The following is a 25923-nucleotide window of genomic DNA, read 5'->3' on the forward strand; positions in this document are numbered from 1 at the left end:
GTTGAGCGCATCAGCGAGCCCCACCTGGTCCTGGTCTCCCAACCCAGGCCACATAGCCGTCGGGCCGGATCAGCACGGCGGCGGGACCGGGGACCTCCCCGAATACCGGAAGCTCCCACAAACCGCTGTATCGGGCGTCGACCAGCTGGACGCGGTCCGGCAGGGGGGTGGTGCTGAAGCGGCCCGGCTCCCCGAGGTTCAGCAGGACCGGCCGTGCCTCGTGCAGCAGCGCAAAGACCCGCACCGGGCCGCCCGCGGTGACAAGGTCAAGATCCGGCATCCGGCGTCCGAGCAGCGGGTGCCCCTCGCCAAGGTCATAGTGGATGTCCAGGCCGGACTGCATGGCGGCGAACCGCCGGCGTGGCTCGTCCATGCCGAGGAGTTCGGAAATGACCTCACCCACGGCCTTGATGCGGTCATCCGGGCGGCGTAGCGCGGACTGCGCCATGGTGTTGCGCAGCACGCGGGCGGCAACCGGGTGGCGCTCGGCGTGGTACGTGTCCAGGAGGCTTTCCGGGGACGTCTGCTTGACCACCTGCGCCAGCTTCCATCCCAGATTCACCGCATCCTGCACACCGGTGTTAAGCCCCTGCCCACCGTCCGGGGCATGGACATGGGCGGCGTCCCCGGCCAACAGGATCCGCCGGTCGCGGTAGGCCGCGGCCTGCCGCGTCATATCCGTGAACCTGGAGATCCAGATGGGGCTGTGGGCCCCGTAGTCGGTCCCGTACACGGCGATGAGCGCTTCGCTGAGGTCGCGAAGGGTCGGTTCCCTCGTGGACCCCACGTGCTCCTCGGTCACCATGACCCCGACCGGCCCGCTATCCGCGTAGACAACCTGGCCGTCGCGGATCTCGTACTGCAGCCTGCCGAAGGAATGGACGCCGAAAGCGTTGCGGTGGATGCCCAGTTCGGGTTCCTCTGCCATCTCCACCTCGGCGATCAGGCTGCTGGTGGTCGGATCCCACCCGGGGAACTCGATACCGGCTGCTTTGCGGACAAGGCTGCGGCCGCCGTCGCACCCGACGAGGTATTCCGCCCGCAGCGACCGGCCGTCCGAAAGCCCGACGTCGACGCCGGTATCGTCCTGCGCGATGCCCGTGACGTCCCGTCCGCGGTAGAACGTCACCCCCACTTCTGCGACCCAGCCGGCAAGTATGCGCTCGATGTGGTTCTGCCACAACCCGAGCCCGTAGGGGTGCCGCGTGGGAAAGCCGCTGATGTCCAGGCGGGTGGAGGCGAACCCCGCAACCTGGGCTATCTGTCCCTCCGAGAGGAACCGGTCAGCGATCCCGCGCTGGTCGAGGACCTCGATGGTGCGTGAATGCAGGCCACCTGCGCGCGCACCCGCGAGGTCCTGGCTGGGACGCCGCTCGACAACGGCGACGTCGACGCCCGCCAGCGCCAACTCGCCCGCCAGCATCAGCCCGGTCGGGCCTCCTCCGGCAACCACCACCGCATGCACTGTCATCGCGATACCCCCGCTCTCCTGGTTCTTGCCTTCGGCGAGTATGCGCTCCGCCCCGGGGCTTGCCGCAAGCCCCCGGGCGGGCGATACATTGGAAACAAGAGGAGATTCAAAAATAAGGTTGCCGGCCGCCCCTCGAGGGAACAGCCGGCAGCCTGTGATTCGCAGTGGCTAGACCATCGCCAGCGCCATGCCCGGATCGGCCAGGATGGTGCCGAGATCCTGGAGGAACCGGGAGCCCTGCTCGCCGTCCACCAGCCGGTGGTCGAAGGAGAGGCTGAGAGTCATGACCTGGCGCAGGGCCACCTCGTCCTGATACTCCCAGGGCATCTTGCGGACTGCGCCGAGGGCCAGGATGGCGGCCTCGCCGGGGTTCAGGATCGGGGTGCCGGCGTCGATGCCGAAGACACCGATGTTGGTGATGGAAATGGTGCCGCCAGCGAGATCGGCCGGGGCGGTCTTTCCTGCGCGCGCGGTATCGGTGAGTTCGGTCAGGGCAGTGGAGAGTTCCTTCAGGGACAGCCGGTCCGCGTCCTTGATGTTCGGCACCGTCAGTCCCCGCGGAGTCGCCGCGGCAATGCCGAGGTTGACGTAGTTGAACTGGACGATCTCCTGGTTGGCCTCATCCCACCGGGTGTTAAGCGTGGGGTGGTTCCGCAGCGCGATCAGGACGGCCTTGGACACCAGGGTCAACGGAGTCAGTTTGTAGCCGGCGAAAGCAGGGCTGGCCTTGAGCCGTGCAAGCAGTTCCATGGTGGCGGTCACGTCGATGGTCAGGAACTCGGTGACGTGCGGGGCTGTGAAGGCACTCGCGACCATGGCGGCAGCCGTGAACTTGCGGACGCCCTTGATCGGGGTCCGCGTCTCCCGCGTTGCCGGCTCCTGCACGGCACCCGCGGCCGGGGAACCGGCGAGCTGGCTCGACGCCACCGGCAAGTCACCGCCGCCGACGAAGTTCCGGACGTCGTCGCGGGTGATCAGCCCGTGTTCACCGGTACCGGCAAGGTCCTCGAGGTTGACCCCGAGATCCTTCGCCAGCTTGCGGACCGGCGGGGTGGAGCGGGGACGCTCGGCCGGGCGGTCCGCAGCCGGGGCTGCTAGTCCCGAGCCGTTCCCTGCCGGGGGTGCGGGCACGGCCGCCGGTGCGGACCGGACGGCGGCTGACGCGAAGCTGCGGGAGCGGCGGGCCGGCCGGCCGGCGGTTTCGAGGACAGCGCCGTACCCGACGAGGTTTGGCTCGCGCCGCGCCTCCTGGCCGGCAGCGTCGTCCGGGCCGGGCGGGACCCCTCCGCCGTCGTCGCCCTCAACCTCGAAGGACACGATCGGCTTTCCGACTTCGACGACGGTGCCCGGCTGCTCGTGCAAGGCGGTGATGACGCCGGCGAACGGGGAGGGCAGCTCGACAACTGCCTTGGCGGTCTCCACCTCGGCAATGATCTGGTTGAGGGAGACCGTGTCCCCCACTGCCACCTTCCAGGCAACGATTTCCGATTCGGTGAGACCTTCGCCGAGGTCAGGCAGCCTGAATTCCTTGATCATGGTTGCGGTCATCCTTCCAGCCCGCTGAGTGAGTTGGGGCGGGCAAGGGCACGGTCGACGCCGTCCAGGATCCTGTCCAGGCCGGGCAGGTGGTGCATTTCAAGCTTTGAGTACGGGTACGGGACGTCGAAGCCCGTCACCCGGACCGGGGCGGCTTCAAGGTGGTAGAAGCAGCGTTCCGTGATGCTGGCAGCCACTTCCGCACCGATCCCGCCGGACTGCGCCGCCTCATGCGTGATGACGAGCCGGCCGGTTTTGCGGACAGAGGCCTCCAAAGTGGCGAAGTCGAGCGGGGCCAGCGAGCGCAGGTCGATGACCTCCACCGAGACGCCCTCATCGGCAGCGGCGAGGGCGGCATCCTTTGCTGTCTTGACGAGGGGTCCGTAGGCCACCAGGGTCACATCCTTGCCCTCGGCCACCACGCGGGCCTTTTCCATGGGCAGAGCGGCCCGGTGGTCCTGGGACTCATCCACCTCGCCCTTGTCGTGGTAGCGGCGCTTCGGTTCGAAGTAGAGCACCGGATCGTCGCAGGCAATGGCCTGCTGGATCATCGTGTAGGCATCCTGCGGATTGGACACGCTCACCACGCGAAGACCCGAGGTGTGCGTGAAGTATGCCTCCGGGGATTCGGAGTGGTGTTCCGGCGAGCCGATGCCGCCCCCGAACGGAACGCGGATGGTGACCGGCATCTTCACGGCGCCCTGGGTGCGGTAGTGCATCTTGGCAACCTGGCTGACGATCTGGTCGAACGCCGGATAGATGAAACCGTCGAACTGGATCTCCACCACCGGGCGGTATCCGCGGTAGGCCAGGCCCACAGCGGTGCCCAGGATGCCGGACTCGGCAAGCGGCGTGTCCACGACGCGGTGCTTGCCGAAGTCTTTCTGCAACCCGTCGGTGACACGGAAAACGCCACCGAGCGAGCCGATGTCCTCCCCCATCAGGATCACCTTGGAATCGCTTTCAAGGGACTTGCGCAGGCCCGCATTAAGGGCTCGGGCAAAGGTCATCTGGGTCATCAGCGTGCACCTTCTTCAGAAGCGGCCTCTGCGGGGTCACCGAACGAAGCCAGGTAGCGGGAATAGTGGTCCTGCTGGCGGTCAAGCCAGGAATTCGGCGTGCTGTAGACGTGCTTGAAGATATCCAGCGGCTGCGGGTCGGGCATGTTGATGGTTCCGGCCCGCAGCGCCTTGGCGACGGCGTCCGCCTTCGCGGCGACGGTGGCCTCGAGTTCCCCCGTCAGCAGGCCCTTGCGTTCCAGAAGGTGCTTCACCCGGGCAATCGGGTCCTTGGCGGCCCAGTCCTCGAGCTCGTTGGCATCCCTGTACCGGGTGGGGTCATCCGCCGTCGTGTGCGGGCCCATCCGGTAGGTGACGGCCTCGATGAAGGTGGGACCGCCCCCATGCCGTGCCCTGTCGAGGGCGATGCGGGTAGCCGCCATCACGGCCAGGACGTCGTTGCCGTCGACGCGCATGCTGGGGATGCCGAAGCCCGCGGCACGGTCCGCGATCTGGATGTGGGACTGCACCTTGACGGGCTCGGAGATGGCCCAGTGGTTGTTCTGGCAGAAGAACACCACCGGCGCCTGGAAGCTTGCCGCGAAGACCAGGGCTTCATTGACGTCGCCCTCACTGGTGGCGCCGTCGCCAAAGTAGGCCACCGCCACCGAATCGGCGCCGTCATTCTGGATCCCCATGGCGTAGCCCGTGGCGTGCAGGGTCTGGCTGCCAATGATGATCTGCTGGGTCGCGACGTTCACGGTAAAGGGGTCCCAGCCGGAGAGTGCGTTGCCACGCCAGGCCCGCACAATGTCCTCAATGTTGACTCCCCGGCAGTAGGCGACGCCGTTGTCGCGGTAGCTGGGAAAGACGAAGTCGTCGTCCCGGAGGGCCCTGGCCGAACCGATCTGCGACGCCTCCTGGCCAAGCAGCGGGGGCCACAGGGCCAGCTCGCCCTGGCGCTGCAGGGCGGTCGCCTCGGCGTCGATCCGGCGGATCACCACCATGTCTTCGTAGAGTGCGCCGAGCTGCTCGTCGCTGACATCGCGGATCCAGGAGTCGAACTCCGGATGGCTGACCCGTTCACCCCCCGGAGTGATCAGCTGGACGAGGTCCCCGCCAGTCCGCCTGCTCGATTCTGCGCTGTTTCCGGGGCCGCCGGCGGCAATGCCGCCCTTGCCCGCGTCGTCGGTAAACATTTTGTCCGCAACCTTCTGACGTCGTCTGACCGGTGCTCTGGGGACTCGTGATCCCCGGGCACACCGGCCGCCCGGGCCCCGTTGCCCCGGATAATTGTGACCCTACTCACAAAGGACAGGGGGTACAACCACTTCGTCAAAAATTGAGCATTGTGCCCTGCCCCGGTGCCGGAGACCGTGCTAATCTTGCGCATTATGCAAACCCTGGATGGCACCGACACCCGACTGCTGTCGGCCATGGCCCGGGACCCGCGCGGGACTGTGGTCGCGCTGGCCCAACGGCTCGGCCTGTCGCGGAATACCGTGCAGGCGCGGATGGCGCAGCTGGAGAAGAAGCACGTCTTCCTCTCCTTCGAACGGCGCATCAATCCCGCCTCGCTGGGCTATCCCCTGATGGCCTTCATTTCGGTGCACGTCCAGCAGCAGAAACTGGGCACGCTGGCGGAGGCGCTCGCCGACATCCCCGAAATCCTGGAAGGCTACGGCCTGACCGGCTCGGCGGATCTGCTGCTGCGCGTCGTGGCCCTGGACGCCGAGGACCTGTTCCGGATCAACGGAAAGATCCTCGCCTGCGACGGCGTGGACCGAACGGACACGGCACTGGCCATGGGCGAGCTGATTCCGTTCCGGATCCAGCCGTTGCTCGAGCGGGGCGCTGCGGAAGGCTGAGCTGCGGGCAGTTCGGGTGGCCCACGCGCCGGCGCTCGGCAAAGCAACATGCTGCAGACAAGAGGAGCTCCCGTGCGGTCTGAACCGCACGGGAGCTCCTGTTGCAACGGCCGGTGCAACTGCCGGCTGCCGGCTTTAGGGACCTAGTGGTCGGTGGCCTTTTCGGCGCCCACTCCTGTGAGGGAACGGACTTCCATTTCGGCCTGCTTGGTGGTGTCCTCCAGCTTCTTATCCAGCACCGTACCCAGCCAGCCCAGGAAGAAGGCGAGCGGAATGGAGACAATGCCGGGGTTGCTCAGCGGGAAGACGGCGAAGTTGGCGCCCTGGATCATGGAGGTCTTGGTCCCTGACACCACCGGGGAGAGCGCAATCAGTATGATGGCCGAACCGAGGCCGCCGTACATGCTCCAGAGGGCGCCCTGGGTGGTGAACCTGCGCCAGAACAGCGAGTAGATGATGGTGGGCAGGTTGGCCGAGGCGGCCACTGCGAACGCGAGCGCCACGAGGAACGCGACGTTCTGGCCGTTGGCGAAGATGCCGCCGACGATGGCGAGGATGCCGATGACCACCACCGTGCGGCGGGCAACCTTCACCTCGGTAACAGCATCGGCCTTGCCCTTGGCGATCACGTTGGCGTAGATGTCATGGGCAAAGGATGCCGCGGCGGTAATGGTCAGGCCGGCGACGACCGCGAGGATGGTGGCAAAGGCGACGGCCGAAATAAAGCCCAGCAGCAGCGGGCCGCCCAGGTGGAAGGCGAGCAAAGGCGCAGCCGAGTTGACCCCGCCCGGGGCCGCCTTGACCGTCTCAGCGCCGACCAGCGCTGCGGCACCGTAGCCGAGGACCAGGGTGAACAGGTAGAACAGGCCGATCAGCCATATGGACCACACCACGGACTTGCGGGCTTCCTTGGCGGTGGGCACAGTGTAGAAGCGCATCAGCACGTGCGGCAGGGCTGCGGTCCCAAGTACCAGTGCCAGGCCGAGGGACATGAAGTCGAGCTTGGAGGTGTCGGACTTGCCGTACTGCAGGCCGGGGTTCAGCACGGCCGGGTTCTTCGCGGTCTCGACCGCGCCGCCGAGCAAGTCGGAAAGGTTGAAGCCGTAGATCGCAAGGACCCAGAAGGTCATCACCGCGGCGCCGGCAATCAGCAGCATGGCCTTGATGATCTGCACCCAGGTGGTGCCCTTCATGCCGCCGATCAACACATACATGATCATCAGGGCGCCGACGACGATGATGACCAGGGCCTGTCCGCCCCAGTCGCTGATGCCCAGCAGGAGTGAGATCAGGCTGCCCGCACCGGCCATCTGGGCCAGAAGGTAGAAGAAGCACACCGCAAGGGTGGAGATGGCGGCCGCAATGCGCACCGGGCGCTGCTTGAGACGGAAGGAGAGCACATCCGCCATAGTGAACTTGCCGGTGTTGCGCAGCAGTTCCGCGACCAGCAGCAAGGCGACAAGCCAGGCGACGAGGAAGCCGATGGAGTACATGAAACCGTCGTAGCCGTTGACCGCAATCGCGCCGGTGATGCCCAGGAAGGAGGCTGCGGAAAGGTAATCGCCGGCAATGGCCGTTCCGTTCTGCGAGCCGCTGAACGAACGTCCGGCGGCGTAGTAGTCGGCCGCGGTCTTGTTGTTGCGGCTGGCCTTGATCACGATCACCATGGTGATCGCGACGAACAGGGCGAAGATGCCCATGTTCAGCAGCGTGGTGTCCTTGAGGTCCGCTACGTTCACTGCGGGAACCAGGACTGTCATTTGTTTACCCCGCTGATCTTGTTGCCGTCTGCATCGAATTCGTGGCCTTCAATCCCGTGGCGGATCTCCGCGGCGATCGGGTCAAGCTTGCGGTTGGAGTAGCTGACGTACCAGCCCGTGATAGCGAAGGTGGACACGAACTGGAGCAGGCCAAGGATCAGGCCGACATTGATGTTGCCCCACACCTTGGTGGACATGAAGCCGACTGCATAGTCGGCCAGCAGAACGTAGGCGAAATACCAGAGCAAGAACGCTATGGCCATCGGAAAGACGAAGCTGCGGTGACGTTTGCGCAGTTCCTGGAACTGCTCCGTCGACTGGACTTCCTTGAAGTCCACGGCCGCCGCTGCGTCCGTTTCTGGGGCGTCGTGACCCATCGTTCCTCCTCATTGAGACTGGCGGTGCACACCGGCTGCCGTCGCTGCACGTGGACAGTCCGCCGCCAATGTGACTTCAATCACTGTGCAACCGGTGCAGTCCAGATTCCAGCTCCGCGGAGCCCTGCGTCGCTCAGCGGTCCTGATGCTGCGCCCAACGGCGGGCGCAATACGCCGCCGGCCCCGCGATACGCTGGGCAGCATGCCGGATTCTCCGCTGTACACCGCCGCCGCCATCGCCGTGATCGCCATGGCGATCGCCGTCGTCGTCGCGGTTGGCCTCAAGGTCCTCCGCTCCTTCCGGGACCTCGGCACCGACGCCGAGCAGGCCACCTACAAGACCCTGCACGCCGCGTCCCGCGCAGGACAGCACCTGCGCACCGGCCTTAACCCCGCCGGCGCGGCCAAGGCCAGCCGGCAGCTGCGCAGCCTCCTGGGCTGTGACGCGCTCGCGATCACCGACACGGCCGGGGTGCTCGCCTGGGACGGGGCCGGCGAGGAACTCAAGCCGGCGCTGATGGGGCTTGCCGCCCGGGTGCTCGACGGCGGCCACACCGCCGTGGTCCCCGCCGCCGAGCTGCAACTGGCGGCCACCGGCGGTTCCCCGGCGCAGCCGCCGGACGCGGAGGGCGCCGTCGTCATCGCACCGATCAAGGCCGGCACCCGGGTGGTGGGCGTCGTGGCGGCCTTGGCGCCCTCCGCCGGGGCGGGGCTTGTCCGCGCCACGGGTGAGGTGGCCGAGTGGGTGGCCACCCAGGTGGAACTGGCGGAACTCGACGCCTCGCGGACCCTCCTGATGGAGGCGGAGGTCCGGGCCCTCCGCGCCCAGATCAGCCCGCACTTCATCTACAACTCGCTGAATGCGATTGCTTCCTTCATCAACACCGACCCCGTGCGGGCCCGCGAGCTCGTGGTGGAATTCGCCGACTTCACCCGCTATTCGTTCCGCCGGCACGGCGACTTCACCACCCTCGCCGAGGAACTGCGCTGCATTGACCGTTATCTGCTGCTGGAACGTGCCCGGTTCGGTGACCGCGTCCAGGTGAGCCTCCGGATCGCCCCCGAGGTGCTCAGCACGGTGATCCCCTTCCTCAGCCTGCAGCCGCTCGTCGAGAACGCGGTCCGGCACGGGCTCGAGGCGAAGGGGGGTCCGGGGCACATTTCCATCACCGCGGAGGACTCCGGCGCCTTCGCCGAGGTCACCATCGAGGACGACGGCGTGGGCATCGACCCGGAACAACTGCGGTCCGTCCTGGCGGGGCACAGCGACGGCGACCACGTCGGGTTGCGCAACGTCGACGCCCGGCTGCGCCAGGTCTATGGCGAGGAGTGCGGGCTCGTGATTGAGACGGCTCCCGGGGAAGGCACACTCATCACGATGCGGGTGCCCAAATCACAGCCCCGCCACGACGCCTGATCCCTTGCCTGATGCGGTCCGGAATGTCCACGGCAGTAGTCTTGACCCATGATTAACGTCCTCGTCGCCGATGACGAGCTTCCCGCCGTCGAGGAACTGGCATACCTGCTCGGCAGGGATGACCGGATAGGTACCATCCACCGCGCCTCCTCCGGCGCGGAGGCCCTGCGGGTGCTCGAAGCCGCAGAGGTCGACGCGGTGTTCCTCGACATCCATATGCCCGCCCTCTCCGGCCTGGACATTGCCCGGGCCATCGCCCGCAGTGCCCGGCCCCCGGCCGTTGTGTTCGTCACCGCTGACGAGGAACGCGCGCTGGAAGCGTTCGAGCTGGCGGCAGTGGACTACCTGCTGAAGCCCGTGCGGGCCGAGCGGCTGGCAAAATCCATCGGCAGGATCAGCGAGCTGCTCCGGGACGGCGCGCCGGCGCCGGAGATGATCACGGTGGACCTGGGCGGCCACACCAAGATGATCCGCCGGGAGGACGTCAGCTACGTCCAGGCGCAGGGCGACTACGCCCGGCTCCATACTTCGGACGCGAGTTATCTGATCCGGGTCCCGCTGGCCGATCTCGAGCAGCAATGGTCCGACGCCGGCTTCATCCGCACGCACCGTTCCTACCTGATCGCGCTTGGCCATGTGAGCCACCTCAAGCTCGCGGCGGCACGCCCCAGCGTCACCGTGGCCGGGGCTGACCTGCCGATCAGCCGGCGGCACCTGCCGTCCGTGCGGGAGAAGCTGGAGTCGACGCGGATCCGGCCGCACGTATGACCCGCGTCCGCGTCACCGCACCTCGCGCCCTCACTTCGCGCAGTTCGCCTCCGAACGGGACGGGGCAGGCGGCCCGATCATCCGCCGCCGCCCGCGACGCCGCGGAGCAATCCGACGCCGGCCAGATCTTCATCCGCTCGCTGATCCGCTCCCAACTGCGGCTGGGCCTTGTGGTGGCGGTCGGGTTCCTGCTGATCCTGCTTGCCTTTGTGCTGATGCTGGGACTGGTTCCCGGCTTGGCGCACTCGACCATTGCAGGGCTGCCGTTCGACTGGGTCCTGCTGGGCGCCGGGATCTATCCCGTGACCGGCCTCAGCGCCTGGCTGTACGTGCGGACGGCAGCCCGGAACGAGGCCCGGTACCGGGACCTCGCCGGAGACAAGTGAGGCACCGGTGAACCCGGCCGTCGGCATCGCGGCGTTCGCCGCCGTCTCTCTCGCGACGGCGGTCATCGGTTTCTACGGCCTCCGGATCTCGCGCACCACCGGGGATTTCTACGTGGCCTCGCGCACCGTCCGGCCCTGGTGGAACGCCTCGGCAATCGGCGGGGAGTACCTCTCCGCCGCCAGCTTCCTTGGGGTTGCCGGGCTGATCCTGCTCTCCGGCACGGATGCCCTGTGGTTCCCGGTGGGTTACACGGCCGGGTACCTAATGTTGCTGCTCTTCGTGGCCGCACCGCTGCGGCGTTCCGGCGCGTACACCATTCCCGACTTCACCGAAGCCCGGCTGGACTCCCGGACGGTCCGCCGCGTGACCAGCATCGTCGTGGTCCTGGTCGGCTGGCTGTACATCGTCCCGCAGCTGCACGGCGCCGCGCTGGCCATCCGGATCACCACCGGACTGCCGGCCTGGGTGGGCCAGGTGGCCGTCGTCGCCGTTGTCTGCGTGACCGTAGTGGCCGGCGGGATGCGCTCCATCACCTTCGTCCAGGCGTTCCAGTACTGGCTCAAGCTGACCGCGCTGGCCGTGCCCGTCCTGTTTATCCTGTTCGTGCTGGCCGGAAACGGCGCGCCCGCCGTAGCCGAGGCCGGGGCGAACCCCACCGCCGCGGTCCCGGCGAGCCCGTACCAGAACATCTCCCTGCTGGTGGCACTGCTGTTCGGCACGCTGGGCCTGCCCCACGTGCTGGTGCGGTTCTACACGAACCCGGACGGCCAGTCCGCGCGGCGGACCACCCTGATCGTGCTGGGCCTGCTCTCGGTCTTCTACCTGTTTCCCACCGCCTACGGCCTGACCGGACGACTCTTCGCCCCCGATCTGGCCCGGAGCGGCCAGGCCGATGCGCTGGTGCTGCTGCTGCCGGGCCGGATGATCGGCGGCCCCACGGGGGACCTGCTGTCCGCCCTGGTCGTGGCAGGGGCCTTCGCTGCCTTCCTTTCCACGACGTCCGGGCTGGTGGTCTCACTCGCCGGCGTCATCAGCCAGGACGTGCTCGGCGGCAGCGTCCGGGGCTTCCGGCTCGCGGCGGTCCTCTCCGCCGTCGTGCCGTTGGGGATCGCGTCCATGACGGATTCCCAGGCGCTGGCCGGAAGCGTGGGACTGGTGTTTGCGTTCACGGCCTCGACTATCTGCCCGGTGCTGCTGCTGGGGATCTGGTGGACCGGACTGACGGATGCAGGGGCCATCGCCGGGATGGTGACCGGCGGCCTGCTGTGCGGCGGGGCCATGGTGGCCGGCTCCCTGCTGGGCAGCGCCGCCACGCCGCCCTGGCTGGCGCAGCCCGCTGCGTGGACGGTCCCGGCGGCCTTTGCCGTCATGGTCCTTGTGTCCCGGGCCACGAAGCACCGGGTGCCCCGCACGATCACCCGGCTGATGACGCGGCTGCACACCCCCGAACGGCCGCTTGCGACGGACCGGTAGGAACCCCCCGGCAGGAACGCCCAGTTAGGAACATCCGGTAAGAACGACCGGTTAGAACCCCCGCCGTCAGTCGATGGCGGCCATCAGCTGGACGACACGGTCAAGGAACGCGTCCACTTGGCTTTCCTCGTAGCCGTCGCGGCCCATGGCCGGCCGGAAGACGGCCCGCCGGACGTTGTCGACGCTCAGCGGGCGCTCCGATTCCAGGTAGCCGATCAACTCATGGCACAGGTCATCGACGTCGGCGGTGTTGTAGCTGCGCGCCTTGGCTTTACTGGGACGGCGGAACCGCTCGCCATCGGGGCGGTGGAGACGTCCGCGCAGCAGGCCGGCGAGCCGGCCGATCTCCCGGAGCCAGGCTTCCTCGCCGCGTTCCCCGATCAGCTCATCGCGCTCGCGCAGGGCAAGGACGTCCTCGAGCCGGTCCAGGGCGGCATCGACGCCGGCGGCTGAATAGCCGCCCTTGACGGGGTCGAAGGTCACTGCCCGGACGTCTGCGCTCTTCACCGGACGCCCGGCGGAACCCTGGGCTTCAAACGACACCCGTGCGCGCTCCAGGAACTGATCAACCTGCTTGGCGTTGTAGCCGTACTGGTTCCGCTGCACGCGGTCAAAGGAAGCAGGAATCTGCCGTTGAATGTCCACTGTAACCATGTTTCCTTCAATGCCGTTCGGCTGTTAGCTGGCACCATTCTATGGGCCGGGGGTGTGGAGCGAAGCCGAGTTAAGTGCCGGCGACGGCCGAAAAGAGGATGAAGGCCACCGGCGAAGCGAAGACGATCGAATCCAGCCGGTCCATAACTCCCCCGTGGCCGGGCAGGATGCTGCTCATGTCCTTGATGCCCAGTTCGCGCTTGACCATGGATTCGGCCAGGTCCCCGGCCGTGGCTGCCGCGACCATGCCGACGGCGAGCACCGCGCCCACCCACCAGGGCTTGTCCAGCACGAAGAGGCAGGCCAGCACCCCGATCACCATCGCCCCGGCGATGGAACCTCCGAAGCCTTCCCAGGTCTTCTTGGGGCTGATTTTGGGCGCCATCGGGTGCTTCCCCAGCGAGGCTCCGACGAGGTAGCCGAAGGTGTCGTTGGAGACCACCAGCAGCAGCAGGGTCACGATCTGCCAGGCGCCTGGCGGAACGACACCCTCGGGCCAGAGCCCCACCGGGGTCCGGCCGCCGGAGGTGTGCAGGGGCAGCACCGCGAAGCTGATCAGGAACGGAACCCACGCCAGGGTGAAGACTCCCGCGAAAATGCCGCGCGCAGAACCGGCCGCACCCTCCAGGGAGCGCCACAGCAAAACGGCCACACTGCTGATCAGCATGGCGAAAAGCAGGCTTTCCGAGCCGCCGAAGTAAGCGCCGAGCGGCATGGCCACCGTTCCGGCCATCACCGGGATGATGGGCAGCCTGGTGCCGGCGGCTTCCAGCGCCCGGAAGATCTCCCAGACGCCGAAAACCGCGAACGTGGTGGTGACGAGCACGAAGCCCAGCGGCAGGAACAGCAGTCCGCCCAGGACGAGGAAGAGCATGCCAAGGCCCACCGCAGTGGCGGCTGGAAGGTTCCTGCCGGCTTTGGGCGTCGGGTTACTGCGCTGCTTGCCCGGCCCCCGGAGGGGTGGCCCGGGGGCCTGCTGTGCCTGACCCATCAGACCTCGAGCAGCTCGGCTTCCTTGCGCTTGAGCAGATCGTCGATGCCTTCGACGTGCGCCTTCGTCATGGCGTCCAGTTCCTTCTCGGCGCGGCTGCCCTCGTCCTCGCCGGCCTCGCCGTCCTTGACGAGCTTGTCCAGGGACTCCTTGGCCTTGCGGCGGATGTTGCGGATGGAGACCTTGGCATCCTCGCCCTTGGACTTGACGATCTTGACGTATTCCTTGCGCCGCTCCTTGGTCAGCTCGGGAATGGTGATCCGGATGACATTGCCGTCGTTGGACGGGTTGGCGCCCACCTCAGAGTCACTGAGGGCCCGTTCGATGTCGCGCAGGGCGGTCTTGTCGAACGGCGTGATGAGGATGGTGCGGGCGTCCGGAACGGCGAAGGAAGCCAGCTGCTGCAGCGGTGTCGGCGAGCCGTAGTACTCCACGAGCACACGGTTGTACAGGCCCGGCGTCGCCCGTCCCGTGCGGATCGAGGCGAAGTCTTCCTTGGCTACCTCAACCGCCTTGTCCATCTTGTCCCCGGCTTCGAGCAAGGTTTCTTCGATCACGGTCTCTCCTCAGAAATTGGTGCATCCCGGCTGGCGGGAACGCTGCGCGGTCTTGGTTCCGTCTGTCTTATCCGCCTGGTGGCCCCCTGGTCCGGGGAGCGGAACTGTCCTCAAAACATCCTAGCCGTAGCTAGGGGGTGACCACGGTGCCGAGGTCCTCGCCCAGGATGGCACGCGTGACGTTGCCTTCACCCTCCATGCCGAAGACCACCATGGTGAGGTTGTTGTCCTTGCACATGGTCATCGCGGTCTGGTCCATCACCCGGATATCGCGGCGCAGGGCGTCGTCGTAGCTCAGGCGGGAAAGCTTCTCGGCCGTCGGGTCCTTTTTCGGGTCGGCGGTGTATACGCCGTCGACGCCGCTCTTGGCCATCAGGACGACGTCGGCGTGGACCTCCATGGCGCGCTGCGCCGCGACCGTGTCGGTGGAGAAGTACGGGAGTCCGGCGCCGGCGCCGAAGATGACGACGCGGCCTTTCTCCATATGGCGGATGGCACGGCGCGGAATGTACGCCTCGGCCACCTGGCCCATCGTGATGGCGCTCTGCACGCGGGTCTCGACGCCGGCCTGCTCCAGGAAGTCCTGGAGGGCCAGGCAGTTCATTACGGTGCCCAGCATCCCCATGTAGTCGGCTCGGGAACGATCCATCCCGCTCTGCGACAGTTCCGCGCCCCGGAAGAAGTTGCCGCCGCCAACGACGATTGCCACCTCGACGTCGGGCACGGCCGCTGCGATCTGCTTGGCCACGTCACGCACGGTGTCCGGGTCAACGCCCAGCTTCCCGCCGCCGAAGACTTCCCCGGAAAGCTTCAACAGGACTCTGCGCCGGCTCTTCTTCGGCTGGGCTGAATTGGTGACGGTTTCCATGGTGCCTTCCCGTTGGTGAACTCTGAAAAAAGGTTATCGTGCCGGGGGCCAAAGGCGTCATTCCACCCTGGCCGGTGTCCGCATCGCATGCAAAAGGGGTGGCCACCTCGGTGACCACCCCCTTAGCGCGCCTGGCTAATGCCGGACGGTTCCTGAACTAGGAACCGACGCGGAAACGCGTGAACGCGGTGCCCTTGACGCCGGCCTCTTCGAGGACCTGCGCGACGGACTTCTTGGCGTCCTTGGCGAATGCCTGGTCGAGGAGAACCTCGCCCTTGTAGAAGCCCGTGACACGGCCTTCGACAATTTTGGTCATTGCGGCCTCGGGCTTGCCTTCAGCCTTGGCCGTCTCCTCGGCGATGCGGCGCTCGGATTCGACGAGCTCGGCCGGAACATCCTCGCGGGAGAGGTAGTTCGGGGACATCGCGGCGACGTGAACGGCAACGTCGTGAGCTGCGGCAGCAGCGGCTTCGCCTTCGCCGTCGACAGCGAACAGGACGCCGACCTGGGCCGGGAGGTCCTTGGAGGTCTTGTGCAGGTAAGCGTCGACCGTTGCACCCTCGATGCGGGAGATGCGGCGGACAACGACCTTTTCGCCGAGAACTGCGCCCTCTTCGATGACAACCTCGGACAGCGGCTTGCCGTCGACCTCGGTGGCCAGCAGGGTCTCGAGGTCGGCAGCGCCGGACTCGACTGCAACGGTGAGGACCTTGTCGGCGAGCTGGATGAACTTGTCAGCCTTGGCGACGAAGTCGGTCTCGCAGTTGACTTCGATCATCACGCCCACGCCGCCGGCGACCTTGGCAGCAACCAGGCCTTCTGCGGTGGAGCGGCCTTCGCGCTTGGTAGCGCCCTTCAAGCCCTTGATGCGGATGATTTCGATGGCCTTCTCGGCGTCACCGTTGGCTTCGTCAAGAGCCTTCTTGACATCCATCATGCCGGCGCCCGTGCGCTCGCGCAGTGCCTTGATATCAGCGGCAGTGTAGTTCGCCATGTGAACCCCTCTGTCTAGAAATGTGTGTGGTGTACGGACCGACAGGACGGCTGCTCACGCGGTGAGCGGCCATCCTGTCGGTACCCCGGCGCCGCGGACAGCGCGTGGGGAGGTCCAGATTTACTTGTCAGTGAACTGACGAGCTACTTGGTTTCGCCAGCGGCGTCGTCGGCAACCGGGGCGGCCTCGGCAGCGGGAGCCTCTTCGGCGGCCGGAGCTGCCTCGGCTTCCGGAGCGGCGGCAGCGGCTTCGGCCTTGCTGCCTTCGAGGAGCTCGCGCTCCCACTCAGCCAGGGGTTCTTCCGGAGCTTCGGTGGTGCCGGTTGCGCGCTGGTTGCGGGCGATCAGGCCCTCAGCAACGGCGTCGGCCACAACGCGGGTCAGGAGGTTGACGGAGCGGATGGCGTCGTCGTTGCCCGGGATCGGGAAGTCGACTTCGTCCGGATCGCAGTTGGTGTCAAGAATGGCAACAACCGGGATGTTCAGCTTCTTGGCCTCGTCAACAGCGAGGTGTTCCTTCTTGGTGTCCACGATCCAGAGCACGGACGGTGCCTTGGTCAGGTTGCGGATACCGCCGAGGTTGGTTTCCAGCTTGGTGAGCTCACGGCGAAGGAGCAGCAGTTCCTTCTTGGTGTAAGCGGAGCCGGCGACGTCGTCGAAGTCGATCTCTTCGAGTTCCTTCATGCGCTGGATGCGCTTGGAGACCGTCTGGAAGTTGGTCAGCATACCGCCGAGCCAACGCTGGTTCACGTACGGCTGGCCAACGCGGGTGGCCTGCTCGGCGATGGCTTCCTGTGCCTGCTTCTTGGTGCCGACGAAGAGGACGGTGCCGCCGTGTGCGACGGTGGCCTTCACGAACTCGAAGGCGCGGTCGATGTAGGACAGCGACTGCTGAAGGTCAATGATGTAGATGCCGTTGCGCTCCGTGAAGATGAAGCGCTTCATCTTCGGGTTCCAACGACGGGTCTGGTGTCCAAAGTGGACGCCGCTGTCAAGCAGCTGGCGCATAGTTACGACGGGCATGCCGGCGCTCCTTCCGGCAGGTCATTCATGAGAGAGCCCATGGGCTGTCTTACCCTGCCAATAGTTGACGGTTGATTAGCAATCACCCAGGCGGGCGTTGCTCCTGGCATCCACTGCGCCACTCACCCGGATTAAGAGCCCGGACCGCAAGAGGCACAGTCCTCCGCACTCTGAAGAATTTAGGCTTCGAATGGTGAGGGCTGGATACGCGTAGTCAGCCGCTGCTCCCCCGCACCCCTGAATGAGGCGTGCCGGCTTAACAATTACCTTGATTCAGCGTGAGGGCACAGCAAACTGCTCCACCAAGTGTACTACAGGAGCACTGCCGGACCGGACGGTTTTCCGCGGCCACCCGGGGCTGCAGGAGGCGCTGCCGGAACTTGTCCACATGGCTGGGGCTGGGGCTGCCGGCTGTCCAGGAGGCCCGGGCAGAGTGGGTCCATGAAGACCCACACCCTGCTTGCGGCTTTGGTCCTGGCCCTCTCCCCCGTCGTGGCCGGAGCGAGTGGTCCTGCACCGCCCGTGCCTGCGGCGTCTGCGACCGCGGAACTCGTGCCGACGGGGCCGGCGGCGCCATCAGAGCCAGTACCGGCGGCGCCGCCAGAGCCGGCCGGCTGGAGCTGGCCGCTGAGCCCGGAACCCGCGGTCCTGCGTGCCTTCGAGCCACCGCCCAAGCCGTGGCTGCGCGGCCACCGGGGAGTCGACCTCGCGGCCACGTCCTTCGGCGCACCGGTCACCGCTCCGGCGTCAGGAACCGTGAGTTTCGTCGGGGTCGTCGTGGACCGGCCCGTCATCACTCTCGACCACGGCAACGGCCTGAAGAGCAGTTTCGAACCTGTGCAGAGCGAGCTGGTAAAGGGTGCCTATGTCGCGGAAGGCGGATCGTTGGGCACCGTCCTGCCCGGCCACTGCGCCACATCACCGTGCGTCCACTGGGGCGTGCGGCGCGGCGAGGACTACGTCAACCCGCTGGCGTTCGTGATGGACCTGCGGCCTTCCGTCCTGCTGCCGCCGCTGGACCCGGCGCCCGGTTAGCCGCAATTCCAGGCGCCGGGCTGGCCGCGACGCTAGAGCCGGGTTGGCCGCAACCCTAGACGATGGCGGAGATCCCGGTGATCGCCCGGCCGGTGACGAGGGTGTTGATCTCGTGCGTGCCTTCGTAGGAGTAGATGGCTTCGGCGTCGGCGAACACCTTCGCCATCTCGTAGTCCGTCACGATGCCGTTGCCGCCGAGCAGGCTGCGTCCGATCGCCACGCTTTCGCGCATGCGGGCCGTGGTGAAGGCCTTGGCCAAGGCCGACTGCTCGTCCCTGGCCTGGCCGGCGTCCTCGAGCTGCGAGAGCCGGACCATCATGCCCATGGAGCTCACGGCGTTGCCGAGGATCTGGACGAGCTGCTGCTGCACAAGCTGGAAGGAGGCCAGCGGGCGGCCGAACTGGTGGCGCTCGACGGCGTAACGCCGGGCAACGTCGAAGGCAGCCAGCTGCTGCCCGACGGCTTGCCAGGCTACCGCGAGGCGGGTGACCTTGAGGACCTTGTTGGTGTCGCGGAAGCTGTTGGCGTTGGCCAGCTTGAAGAACTCCGGAACCACGACGTCTTTGAGCGTGATGTCGGCGTTCTGCACGGTGCGGAGCGAGATCTTGTTCTCGATCTTGGTGGCACTGTAGCCCTCCGCCTTGGTGTCCACGAGGAACCCCTTGACCTGGTTGTCGGCCAGATCGCGGGCATAGACCACCACCCAGTCGGAGAACGTGGCGTTGCCGATCCAGCGCTTTTCCCCGTTGAGGATCCAGCTGCCGCCTTCGCGGCGGGCAGTCGTACGGGTGCCGCCGGCGACGTCGGAACCGCCGAGCGGTTCAGTCAGCCCGAAGGCGCCGATTTTCTTGAGGGAGTAGATGTCCGGCAGCCAGGCGTCCTGCTGCTCCTTCGAGGCGAGTGCCTCAATTGAGCCCGTGAAGAGTCCGTCATGGACGCCCATGAAGGTAGCAATGGACGAGTCGGCCCGGGTGGCTTCGGCGTGCAGGATCCCGGCGAACAGGTTCGAATAGCCCTGCCTGCGGACCGGACTGACCAGGTCGATCTCGGCCAGCTTCGGAATGAGCTCCATCGGGAACTCGCCCCGGTTCCAGCAGTCCACCGCAATCGGCTTGACCTCGCGGGCCAAGAACTCCCGGACCTCTGCCAGCCGGTCCTGCTCTTTCCCGCTGAGCAACTGTTCGAAAGCGAAGAAGTCCCCGTCGGCGTAGGGGAGGTTGTTGATGTCGACAGCAGCCTTGGACATGGAGCTCCTTTACTTGTGGCGGGCGGTTGCCCCGCAGGGCCCGGTTCGCACACGGCAATATGTTACTGGCCAGTAACTTACCGCAGCGGGAGGGCGGCCCGCAAGCCTCTCGGCCGGGCTGCGAGGGGTCCGGATACCCGGAAGAGTTCCCGGCAAACGAAAGAAGCCGTGGCCGACGTCGTAACATCGGCCACGGCTCCCGCGGGGATCCCGAAACGGGTTCCGGCGAAGGTAGGGCTACTCGGACTTGAACCGAGGACCTTAGGATTATGAGTCCCGCGCTCTAACCAGCTGAGCTATAGCCCCGTGCGCCCGGGCGCCGGCCCCTGGACCGGGCCGCGTACGAGCAAAAAACACTCTAACAACATTAGCCGGTGGTGCCTGCCAGCCGCGCCACGGACCTCAGATGACCAGGTCGTCGTGGCTGGCTCCGCGGTAGATGTCTTCGAACGTCTGGAGCGTGCGCTCGAGGCTGTGGTTCTCCACCATCTCCCGGCTCGTCTTGCCCATGGCAGCGAGCTGGTCGTCGGGAAGCGTGAACAGCCGGACCAGCTTTGCGGAGAGGTCGTCGCTGTCATTGGGCGTGAACAGGTAGCCGTTCTCTCCGTCGCGCACCAGGTGCGGCAACGCCATGGCATCGGCCAGCAGTACGGGGGTGGACGCCGACATCGCCTCGAGAGTGACCAGCGACTGGAGCTCGGCGGTGCCGGGCATGCAGAAAACGTCCGCCTGCAGGTAGGCCTTCCGCAGCTCAGCGTCGGTCGCCAGGCCGAGGAACGTCACCCTGTCCTGCAGGCCGAGCCGGGCTACCTGGGCTTCGAGGCCTTGCCGGACCTCCCCGCCGCCGACGATGTCGAGGTGGACGTCCAGCTGGGCAGGTGTCTTGGCGACGGCGTCGATGAGCACGTCGACGTGCTTTTCCTCTGCGAGCCTGCCGACAAAGAGCACTGTAGGGCTGGAATGGCGTTCCAGGGTTTCACCGGCCCGGAGCTCGTAGGCGGCGGCGTCGATCCCGTTGGAAAGCGGGAGGACCTTACGGAGGAAGGCGTGCTGGTGCATCGCCTTGGCGGCCAGCGGCGTCGGCGTGGTGACGACGTCGGCCTGGCCCATGACCTTGCCCATGTCCTTCCACGAGATGCGCCCGATGATGTCCTTGAACCACTGCGGGAACGGCAGGAACGGGTTCAGGTTCTCCGGCATGAAGTGGTTGGTGGCAACGATCCGGATGCCGCGTTTCACGGCCTCGTAAAGTACATGCTCGCCGATCATGTAGTGGCTCTGGATGTGCACGACGTCGGGCTGGACGCGGTCGAACAGCAGGCTGATTTCCTTCTTGATCTCCCAGGGAAAGGTGACCCGGAAGTACTCGTGGGTCGGCACCGAATGGGACCGCAGCCGGTGGACGGTTGCCTCGTCCCGGAACTCGGTGAAGCTCTTGCCCTTGTCAGCTCGGCAGGCAAGGACATGCACCTCGTGCCCGCGGGCCGTCATCCCCCTGGCCAGGCGGTAACCGAACTGGGAGGCCCCGTTGACGTGCGGCGGGTAGGTGTCCGCGGCGATCAGGATGGTCAGCGGGCGCTGGGTGTCAGGCATGGTCACGTGGGGAGCTCCTGGTGGTCACGGTGCGGGCAGCTGGGGCTGTGGTGGCCGGTTGGCCGTCGGCGCTGGCGGTGGCCGGCTGCTGAAGTCTGGTGCGGATGCCCTAGGACGACCGGCCGGCGGCCTTCCGCGCGTCCTTCTTGCGCTTGGTCACCTCGGGGTGGTGTCTGGACAGGGCTATCACTCCCACGATAGCAAGGGAAGCGGCCGTTCCCATTGCAATTGCCATGACGGCGTGGACATCCGGCCGGAGTTCACCCAGGATCGCGATGCCGATCGCGATGCCCACGATCGGGTCGATAACGGTGAGTCCTGCGATCACCAGATCCGGCGGACCACCGGAGTAGGCGCTCTGCACAAACCACGAACCGAGTCCTCCGGCGGCCGCAATCGCGACCACGGAGTACCACTGCACATTCAGCAGACCCAGGCCGTTCGGATCGAGCAGGTGCTTGCCGATGATCCGGGTCAGCACGGCCACAAAGCCGAATAGCACACCCGCGCCGAGGATGTAGATGAAGGCGCTCATCCGGTGCTTGAACATCAGCGCCAGTGAACCGAACAGTCCCACGGCCAGGGCCAACAGCAACACGATGGTCAGCTCGTCTGAGCCGCTGACGTGGTGGTTCTCCTGCGTTACATTGACGGCGAGGACAACGAACAGCGCTGAACCCGTGACGCACGCCGAAATGGCGACCACTGTGGCCCGGTTGATGCTGAGCCCCTGGTCCTTGGCGTTCACGATCGTGGTGATGACGAGGGCTATCGCCCCGATCGGCTGGACTACGGTGAGCGGTGCAGAGACCAGTGCAATCGCATTCATCACCATGCCGGTGGCCAGCAGCAGCAGGCCAAACATCCAGCGGGGGCTGCGGATCAGGCGGAGCATGCCGTGGCTGCTGAGCGCCAGCCCGCCGGTGTCGGCCTTGACCGCGCTGCCCTGGCGCTGCGCACCGAAGGCAAGGAAACAGGCGCCGAGGACCGCCAGCAATACCGCAATCCATACCATCAGCGCTGACCGCCGTCGTCTGAGGTCCCCGCGCTGCCGGCCCGAAGACGCTTGCCCTTGCGGATGATGGCCCGCAGATAGTTGTAGCCGGCTATCCAGTGCCCCAGGAGGCCGAGTCCCAGGAAGATCCAGGCGACGACGGCGAAGCTCCCGCTCGCGGGGATGGCCAGTTTGGAGAGCACGAGCAGGGGCGTGCCAGCCAGCAGCAGGCCGGTGCGGATCTTCCCGACCCGGCTGACCGGCAGGTCCGGGTGGCCCCGGAAGTAGTGGAGCGAGACCGCGAGCAATATGGTGTCCGGAACGAGAAGGGCGGTCAGATACCACCACGCGACAACTCCGGCGACAACCAGGGTCACGGCAACGGCGATGAGCGCCAGGCGGTCGGCGATGGGGTCCAGGATCCGGCCCAGATGGGACATTTGGTTGAACCGCCGTGCGATGTAGCCGTCCACCCAGTCGGTGCTGGCCATGACCGCCAGGACCAGGGCGGCGTATCCGTATTCCCGCGGGCCGAGCACGAGCCAGATGAAGAGCGGGACGCCGAGGAACCGGACCACGGTCAGCACGTTGGGGATGGTGAAGACGGCGTCGTGGTGGATCTGGGCCTGCCCGGGCCGGGCACCAGCACCGATGAATCTCATCCATTCCCCCCTCTCCGTGGCCGGCAACGTCAGGGCGTCGCAGTTCAGCGGGCTGCCTAGCCCTTGAGCAGTCTGCGCAAGAGGAATACAAGTGCAGCGGTTGACGCGGCGAGGGCAGCGAGCGGCTTCCACCGCTGCCCCAGCTGCTCCGCCGTGCCCTGGGCGTTCAGCCAGGCGGGAGTCCGGGACGAGCCCGTGGCGGAGGACCTGAGGCTCGCCACCTTGGAGCTGAGCTGCGCCTTGCCGTCCCGGAACCGGGCCTGGACCATCGCAAGCAGAACCTGTGCCTGCGTCTTGACGTCCAGCTCATCGGTAAGTTCGTCGCGGACTCCGGTGAGGTGCGTGCGGCGCTGTTGCAGCCGGAGCCGCAGTTCCGTCTCGGTGGGCGGCGGGCCGAATTCCGGCTCGGCGGCCTTTTTGGCTTCCTTCTCCGCCTTCGCTTTGGCGTCGGCCTCAGCCTTCGCCGCCTTTGCGGCCTTGTACTGGCGGGAGTCGGGGTCCAGAAGCTTCGGATCGAAGGCGGAGCCCTCCTTGGCGATGCCGAGGTCGTACTTCAGGCCGCGGACGGTCTCTTCCGGCATCAGCGGCATTGCGTTCTTCAATTTCCGGTACCCCACCAGTCCAACGATCAGGGCAATCAGCAGGAACACGCCGCAGACCAGCAGGGCCGCGAGCCAGGCGGGCATGATCGTGGCCAGGCCCATGATGGCGGCCACGATCAGGCCGATCACCAGGAACACCACGAAGACCAGTGCGACGGCGAGGAACGCGGCAGCGACTCCCAGCTGGATGCCCTTGCGCTTAAGTTCGATCTTCGCGAAGGCAATCTCGTCGTTAAGCTGCCGGGGCACCAGCTTGTAGATCCATTTCAGGGTCCGGGGAAGCGCGGCAATACGCAACCCGCCGCTTGTGCCGCCGCTTGTCCCGCCGCTGTGACGTCCGCTCATCGGTTCCGCCTAACTGGTTACACCTGTCATTCCGCTTGCGCGGGCTTACCGGTCTGCGCCGCTTGACGCACACTCCGGTGACAAAAGTACCATTCGGGCGCGTAGCCGGGCCTTGCGGGCGCGGTGTGGCGTGCCCGCGCTGCCGCAGCGGGCCGGTGAGGCGGGCCTAGGATTGAGCACTGTGACTACACCCTCCACTCCCGGCGATTCGCTGAGCCGCCGTCGCAAGCTCCTCTACATCCTCATGCTTGGCGCGCTGACGGCCTTGGGGCCGTTCACGGTGGACCTGTACCTGCCGGCGTTCCCGGCATTGGAGGCAGACCTCGGCGTTTCCGAAGCGGCCGTGCAGCTGACCCTGACCGGCACAACCGTGGGCTTCGCCCTGGGCCAGCTCGTGGTGGGGCCGCTGAGCGACAAGTTTGGCCGGCGGACTCCGTTGATTATGGCCACGGCGCTGCACATCACCGCCTCGCTGGGAGCCGCCTTGTCCTCAGATATCGCCACTCTGGGAATCTTCCGTGTCCTGATGGGTATCGGCGCTGCCGGCGGCGGAGTGGTGGCCATGGCGATGGTCCGTGACCTCTTTACCGGCTATGCCATGGTCCGGATGTTTTCCAGGATGGCGCTCGTTAACGGGCTCGCACCGATCCTGGCCCCCGTGATCGGTTCGCAGCTGCTGCTGCTGACGCCGTGGCCGGGCATTTTCGTTTTCCTGGCAAGCTACGGGACGTGTGTGATCATCGCGGCGGTCTTCGTGGTCCGGGAAACCTTACCGAAAGAGCTGCGCGGCAAGACCGGGATGACGGCCCGGCAGCGCTACGGCGTCCTGTTCAAGGACCGGGTCTTCGTGGGCCTGCTGATGCTGGGCGGCATGAATTTCGCGGGCCTGTTCACGTACCTTTCCGCCTCGCCGTTCCTCTTCCAAAACGTCTACGGCTTCAGTCCGCAGCAGTACGGGCTGCTCTTCGGCATCAACTCGCTGGGCATCGTCGCGGGCGTCCAGACCAGCTCGCGGCTGATCCGCATCGTCCCGCCGCAGTGGATCCTGGCGTGCTCCACGGCCTGGATGTTCCTCATGGCCCTGCTGATCGTTATTTTCGACCAGCTTGGCTTCGGCCTGTGGGGGGTCATGGTGCCGCTCTGGTTCTACATTCTCGGTGCCGGCTTCACCTTTCCCTGCGTCCAGGTCCTGGCGCTGGCCAAGCACGGCGCGCAGGCAGGAACCGCGGCTTCCTTGCTCGGAGCGGCGACCTTCATGATGGCCGGCCTGATCTCCCCTGTGGTCGGCTGGCTGGGCCTTGGCTCCGCAACCCCGATGGGCGCAGTACAGGCCGCCTGCATCTTGCTGGCCGCGGCCGCCCTCTGGCTCGTAGTCCGTCCGCGGACCGTCCCCTCGATCCACTAGGTCCGGCGGGACCCTCCTGCCCCGCGGGAGGACATGCCCATTCTTCGGGCGCCGGACTGAGCATGTCCAACCCGCAAGGGGCACAAGCACGACCCCGGGAGGACATGCCCAATCTTCACGGCCAGGAATGGACATATGAGGTCTATGTCCACCCGCCAGCCCCAGCAGGGAGCATGTCCAACGGGCAGCCCCAGCGCTGAGCATGTCCCACCTGCGCGGGCGCAGGCACTACCCCGGATTGAGCTCCCTGGGAGGACATGCTCATTTTTCCCGGCCAGGAATGGACATATGAGGTCTATGTCCACCCGCCAACCCCAGCGCGGAGCATGTCCAGCACCAGCGCGGAGCATGTCCAATCCTGCGTGCGGCGCGTGTGGAAACCCCGTTGCCGCGGCCCTGTTCGGGGTCGGTTCCGGGCGATAAGGTTGGTACGTGCCCCACCGGCAGGACCCTCAGCCCCTTCCGACCATGTGGCAGCGGTGTGACACCGGTATCCTGCCCCTGTGGTGGGATCGGCTGTGCAACCAAATGGGGCGCCAGTCGGCGGCTCTCTTCGCGGGAGGGCTGTTCACGGAGGACCGGCGGCGTCCAATCGCCCAGTGGTACAACCCCGCCCAGGAATCAGCGCTTCTGGTTGCCCCGGAGAGTTCGCCGGAATGGCCGGTACAGCGCTTCGGCATCTTCTACGCCCCGCCCGGCGGCGGCTTCACCCAGGTCCATTCAGCTCCGCACGAGTGGCATCCGCGCGAACCGCGGAAGTCCCCCACCGAGCTTGAGGCGTTCCAGGCCGCCGTCGCGGAAGCTGAACAGTTCCTCCAGGTGGAGATGTTCTTCGTCTGAGCCCCGGCCCTCACCCGCACCTCGGGGGACAAAATGCGGGGCACAACGTGCAGGGCACAA

At 66.5% G+C, this 25923-nt stretch carries 25 protein-coding genes and 1 tRNA gene; 8 read left to right on the forward strand and 18 right to left on the reverse strand.

The genetic code is table 11. From position 1 onward, the window contains the following. Positions 1-10 precede the first annotated feature (10 nt). The 4 genes from QFZ65_RS14670 to pdhA form a co-directional block, all read right to left on the reverse strand. Positions 11-1471, reverse strand: coding sequence for an FAD-dependent monooxygenase (locus QFZ65_RS14670; RefSeq protein ID WP_306911439.1), 1461 nt, complete (start codon positions 1469-1471; stop codon positions 11-13). A gap of 168 nt (positions 1472-1639) precedes the next feature. After that, on the reverse strand, positions 1640-3007 hold the full coding sequence (locus QFZ65_RS14675) for a dihydrolipoamide acetyltransferase family protein (RefSeq protein ID WP_306911440.1): 1368 nt from the start codon (positions 3005-3007) through the stop codon (positions 1640-1642). An 8-nt stretch (positions 3008-3015) separates the two neighbouring features. Further along, complete coding sequence (locus QFZ65_RS14680; protein ID WP_306911441.1) at positions 3016-4026, reverse strand: alpha-ketoacid dehydrogenase subunit beta; 1011 nt, start codon at positions 4024-4026, stop codon at positions 3016-3018. Continuing rightward, complete coding sequence (pdhA, locus tag QFZ65_RS14685) at positions 4026-5204, reverse strand: pyruvate dehydrogenase (acetyl-transferring) E1 component subunit alpha (RefSeq protein WP_306911442.1); 1179 nt, start codon at positions 5202-5204, stop codon at positions 4026-4028. Before pdhA ends, QFZ65_RS14680 begins: the two co-directional genes overlap by 1 nt. A 195-nt stretch (positions 5205-5399) precedes the next feature. Between pdhA and QFZ65_RS14690 the strand changes: the two genes are divergently transcribed. Then, a complete protein-coding gene (locus tag QFZ65_RS14690) occupies positions 5400-5873 on the forward strand; it encodes an Lrp/AsnC family transcriptional regulator (protein WP_306911443.1) in 474 nt (157 codons plus the stop codon). Positions 5874-6016: 143 nt separating this feature from the next. On the opposite strand, the gene QFZ65_RS14695 is transcribed toward QFZ65_RS14690, so the two are convergent. Both QFZ65_RS14695 and QFZ65_RS14700 read right to left on the reverse strand, forming a co-directional pair. Further along, positions 6017-7633: a cation acetate symporter gene (locus QFZ65_RS14695; RefSeq protein WP_306911444.1), complete on the reverse strand. Its 1617-nt coding sequence runs from the start codon at positions 7631-7633 to the stop codon at positions 6017-6019. Beyond that, positions 7630-8010, reverse strand: coding sequence for a DUF485 domain-containing protein (locus QFZ65_RS14700; protein WP_306911445.1), 381 nt, complete (start codon positions 8008-8010; stop codon positions 7630-7632). The genes QFZ65_RS14695 and QFZ65_RS14700 overlap by 4 nt, the downstream gene beginning before the upstream one ends. Before the next feature lie 202 nt (positions 8011-8212). On the opposite strand from QFZ65_RS14700, the gene QFZ65_RS14705 reads away from it, so the two are divergent. Genes QFZ65_RS14705 through QFZ65_RS14720 form a run of 4 tightly spaced genes read left to right on the forward strand, consistent with a single transcriptional unit; the run spans position 8213 to position 12055 of the window. After that, entirely contained in the window at positions 8213-9427 is a 1215-nt protein-coding gene (locus tag QFZ65_RS14705; protein WP_306911446.1) for a sensor histidine kinase, read from the forward strand. A 48-nt stretch (positions 9428-9475) separates the two neighbouring features. Further along, positions 9476-10195, forward strand: a complete 720-nt coding sequence (locus QFZ65_RS14710; protein WP_306911447.1) for a LytTR family DNA-binding domain-containing protein — start codon at positions 9476-9478, stop codon at positions 10193-10195. After that, positions 10192-10581, forward strand: a complete 390-nt coding sequence (locus QFZ65_RS14715) for a hypothetical protein (protein WP_306911448.1) — start codon at positions 10192-10194, stop codon at positions 10579-10581. The genes QFZ65_RS14710 and QFZ65_RS14715 overlap by 4 nt, the downstream gene beginning before the upstream one ends. A gap of 7 nt (positions 10582-10588) precedes the next feature. Beyond that, positions 10589-12055, forward strand: a complete 1467-nt coding sequence (locus tag QFZ65_RS14720; RefSeq protein WP_306911449.1) for a cation acetate symporter — start codon at positions 10589-10591, stop codon at positions 12053-12055. 66 nt (positions 12056-12121) lie between these two features. Here QFZ65_RS14720 and QFZ65_RS14725 read toward each other — a convergent pair whose 3' ends face one another. From QFZ65_RS14725 to rpsB, 6 genes are all read right to left on the reverse strand, one after another. Continuing rightward, entirely contained in the window at positions 12122-12709 is a 588-nt protein-coding gene (locus QFZ65_RS14725) for a DivIVA domain-containing protein (RefSeq protein ID WP_306911450.1), read from the reverse strand. Positions 12710-12779: 70 nt separating this feature from the next. Continuing rightward, positions 12780-13700, reverse strand: coding sequence for a phosphatidate cytidylyltransferase (locus QFZ65_RS14730; protein WP_306911451.1), 921 nt, complete (start codon positions 13698-13700; stop codon positions 12780-12782). Then, positions 13700-14257, reverse strand: coding sequence for a ribosome recycling factor (gene frr / locus QFZ65_RS14735; RefSeq protein ID WP_306911452.1), 558 nt, complete (start codon positions 14255-14257; stop codon positions 13700-13702). The genes QFZ65_RS14730 and frr overlap by 1 nt, the downstream gene beginning before the upstream one ends. A gap of 130 nt (positions 14258-14387) precedes the next feature. Next, positions 14388-15125, reverse strand: a complete 738-nt coding sequence (gene pyrH / locus QFZ65_RS14740) for a UMP kinase (RefSeq protein WP_306911453.1) — start codon at positions 15123-15125, stop codon at positions 14388-14390. 157 nt (positions 15126-15282) lie between these two features. Continuing rightward, positions 15283-16119, reverse strand: a complete 837-nt coding sequence (gene tsf / locus QFZ65_RS14745) for a translation elongation factor Ts (RefSeq protein ID WP_306911454.1) — start codon at positions 16117-16119, stop codon at positions 15283-15285. A gap of 143 nt (positions 16120-16262) precedes the next feature. Further along, positions 16263-17141 carry a 30S ribosomal protein S2 gene (gene rpsB, locus QFZ65_RS14750; RefSeq protein WP_306911455.1) on the reverse strand — a complete coding sequence of 293 codons (879 nt, stop codon included), beginning with the start codon at positions 17139-17141 and terminating at the stop codon, positions 16263-16265. A gap of 441 nt (positions 17142-17582) precedes the next feature. Between rpsB and QFZ65_RS14755 the strand changes: the two genes are divergently transcribed. After that, on the forward strand, positions 17583-18176 hold the full coding sequence (locus QFZ65_RS14755) for a M23 family metallopeptidase (RefSeq protein ID WP_306911456.1): 594 nt from the start codon (positions 17583-17585) through the stop codon (positions 18174-18176). Positions 18177-18231: 55 nt separating this feature from the next. On the opposite strand, the gene QFZ65_RS14760 is transcribed toward QFZ65_RS14755, so the two are convergent. The 6 genes from QFZ65_RS14760 to QFZ65_RS14785 form a co-directional block, all read right to left on the reverse strand. Next, entirely contained in the window at positions 18232-19422 is a 1191-nt protein-coding gene (locus QFZ65_RS14760) for an acyl-CoA dehydrogenase family protein (protein ID WP_306911457.1), read from the reverse strand. A gap of 232 nt (positions 19423-19654) precedes the next feature. Then, a tRNA-Ile gene (locus tag QFZ65_RS14765) sits at positions 19655-19728 on the reverse strand. Positions 19729-19824: 96 nt separating this feature from the next. Beyond that, the gene (locus QFZ65_RS14770; protein ID WP_306911458.1) at positions 19825-21021 is read right to left on the reverse strand and encodes a glycosyltransferase; all 1197 of its coding nucleotides are present in this window, start codon (positions 21019-21021) and stop codon (positions 19825-19827) included. 103 nt (positions 21022-21124) lie between these two features. Further along, complete coding sequence (locus QFZ65_RS14775) at positions 21125-22030, reverse strand: DMT family transporter (RefSeq protein WP_306911459.1); 906 nt, start codon at positions 22028-22030, stop codon at positions 21125-21127. After that, positions 22030-22671: a CDP-alcohol phosphatidyltransferase family protein gene (locus tag QFZ65_RS14780; protein WP_306911460.1), complete on the reverse strand. Its 642-nt coding sequence runs from the start codon at positions 22669-22671 to the stop codon at positions 22030-22032. Before QFZ65_RS14780 ends, QFZ65_RS14775 begins: the two co-directional genes overlap by 1 nt. Positions 22672-22727: 56 nt before the next feature. Beyond that, a complete protein-coding gene (locus tag QFZ65_RS14785) occupies positions 22728-23618 on the reverse strand; it encodes a phage holin family protein (protein WP_306911461.1) in 891 nt (296 codons plus the stop codon). A 181-nt stretch (positions 23619-23799) separates the two neighbouring features. On the opposite strand from QFZ65_RS14785, the gene QFZ65_RS14790 reads away from it, so the two are divergent. Both QFZ65_RS14790 and QFZ65_RS14795 read left to right on the forward strand, forming a co-directional pair. Then, positions 23800-25023 carry a multidrug effflux MFS transporter gene (locus QFZ65_RS14790; protein ID WP_306911462.1) on the forward strand — a complete coding sequence of 408 codons (1224 nt, stop codon included), beginning with the start codon at positions 23800-23802 and terminating at the stop codon, positions 25021-25023. 432 nt (positions 25024-25455) lie between these two features. Then, a complete protein-coding gene (locus tag QFZ65_RS14795) occupies positions 25456-25863 on the forward strand; it encodes a hypothetical protein (protein WP_306911463.1) in 408 nt (135 codons plus the stop codon). The last annotated feature ends 60 nt before the right edge of the window (positions 25864-25923 follow it).

This window comes from Arthrobacter sp. B3I9 (assembly GCF_030816935.1).
GTDB lineage: Bacteria > Actinomycetota > Actinomycetes > Actinomycetales > Micrococcaceae > Arthrobacter.

Excerpts from the sequence above, each read along its gene's own strand:
- QFZ65_RS14670 (WP_306911439.1), bottom strand. The coding sequence starts at position 1,471 with ATGACAGTGCATGCGGTGGTGGTTGCCGGAGGAGGCCCGACCGGGCTG.
- QFZ65_RS14675 (WP_306911440.1), bottom strand. The coding sequence starts at position 3,007 with ATGATCAAGGAATTCAGGCTGCCTGACCTCGGCGAAGGTCTCACCGAA.
- QFZ65_RS14680 (WP_306911441.1), bottom strand. The coding sequence starts at position 4,026 with ATGACCCAGATGACCTTTGCCCGAGCCCTTAATGCGGGCCTGCGCAAG.
- pdhA (WP_306911442.1), bottom strand. The coding sequence starts at position 5,204 with ATGTTTACCGACGACGCGGGCAAGGGCGGCATTGCCGCCGGCGGCCCC.
- QFZ65_RS14690 (WP_306911443.1), top strand. The coding sequence starts at position 5,400 with ATGCAAACCCTGGATGGCACCGACACCCGACTGCTGTCGGCCATGGCC.
- QFZ65_RS14695 (WP_306911444.1), bottom strand. The coding sequence starts at position 7,633 with ATGACAGTCCTGGTTCCCGCAGTGAACGTAGCGGACCTCAAGGACACC.
- QFZ65_RS14700 (WP_306911445.1), bottom strand. The coding sequence starts at position 8,010 with ATGGGTCACGACGCCCCAGAAACGGACGCAGCGGCGGCCGTGGACTTC.
- QFZ65_RS14705 (WP_306911446.1), top strand. The coding sequence starts at position 8,213 with ATGCCGGATTCTCCGCTGTACACCGCCGCCGCCATCGCCGTGATCGCC.
- QFZ65_RS14710 (WP_306911447.1), top strand. The coding sequence starts at position 9,476 with ATGATTAACGTCCTCGTCGCCGATGACGAGCTTCCCGCCGTCGAGGAA.
- QFZ65_RS14715 (WP_306911448.1), top strand. The coding sequence starts at position 10,192 with ATGACCCGCGTCCGCGTCACCGCACCTCGCGCCCTCACTTCGCGCAGT.
- QFZ65_RS14725 (WP_306911450.1), bottom strand. The coding sequence starts at position 12,709 with ATGGTTACAGTGGACATTCAACGGCAGATTCCTGCTTCCTTTGACCGC.
- QFZ65_RS14730 (WP_306911451.1), bottom strand. The coding sequence starts at position 13,700 with ATGGGTCAGGCACAGCAGGCCCCCGGGCCACCCCTCCGGGGGCCGGGC.
- pyrH (WP_306911453.1), bottom strand. The coding sequence starts at position 15,125 with ATGGAAACCGTCACCAATTCAGCCCAGCCGAAGAAGAGCCGGCGCAGA.
- tsf (WP_306911454.1), bottom strand. The coding sequence starts at position 16,119 with ATGGCGAACTACACTGCCGCTGATATCAAGGCACTGCGCGAGCGCACG.
- rpsB (WP_306911455.1), bottom strand. The coding sequence starts at position 17,141 with ATGCCCGTCGTAACTATGCGCCAGCTGCTTGACAGCGGCGTCCACTTT.
- QFZ65_RS14755 (WP_306911456.1), top strand. The coding sequence starts at position 17,583 with ATGAAGACCCACACCCTGCTTGCGGCTTTGGTCCTGGCCCTCTCCCCC.
- QFZ65_RS14760 (WP_306911457.1), bottom strand. The coding sequence starts at position 19,422 with ATGTCCAAGGCTGCTGTCGACATCAACAACCTCCCCTACGCCGACGGG.
- QFZ65_RS14775 (WP_306911459.1), bottom strand. The coding sequence starts at position 22,030 with ATGGTATGGATTGCGGTATTGCTGGCGGTCCTCGGCGCCTGTTTCCTT.
- QFZ65_RS14780 (WP_306911460.1), bottom strand. The coding sequence starts at position 22,671 with ATGAGATTCATCGGTGCTGGTGCCCGGCCCGGGCAGGCCCAGATCCAC.
- QFZ65_RS14785 (WP_306911461.1), bottom strand. The coding sequence starts at position 23,618 with ATGAGCGGACGTCACAGCGGCGGGACAAGCGGCGGCACAAGCGGCGGG.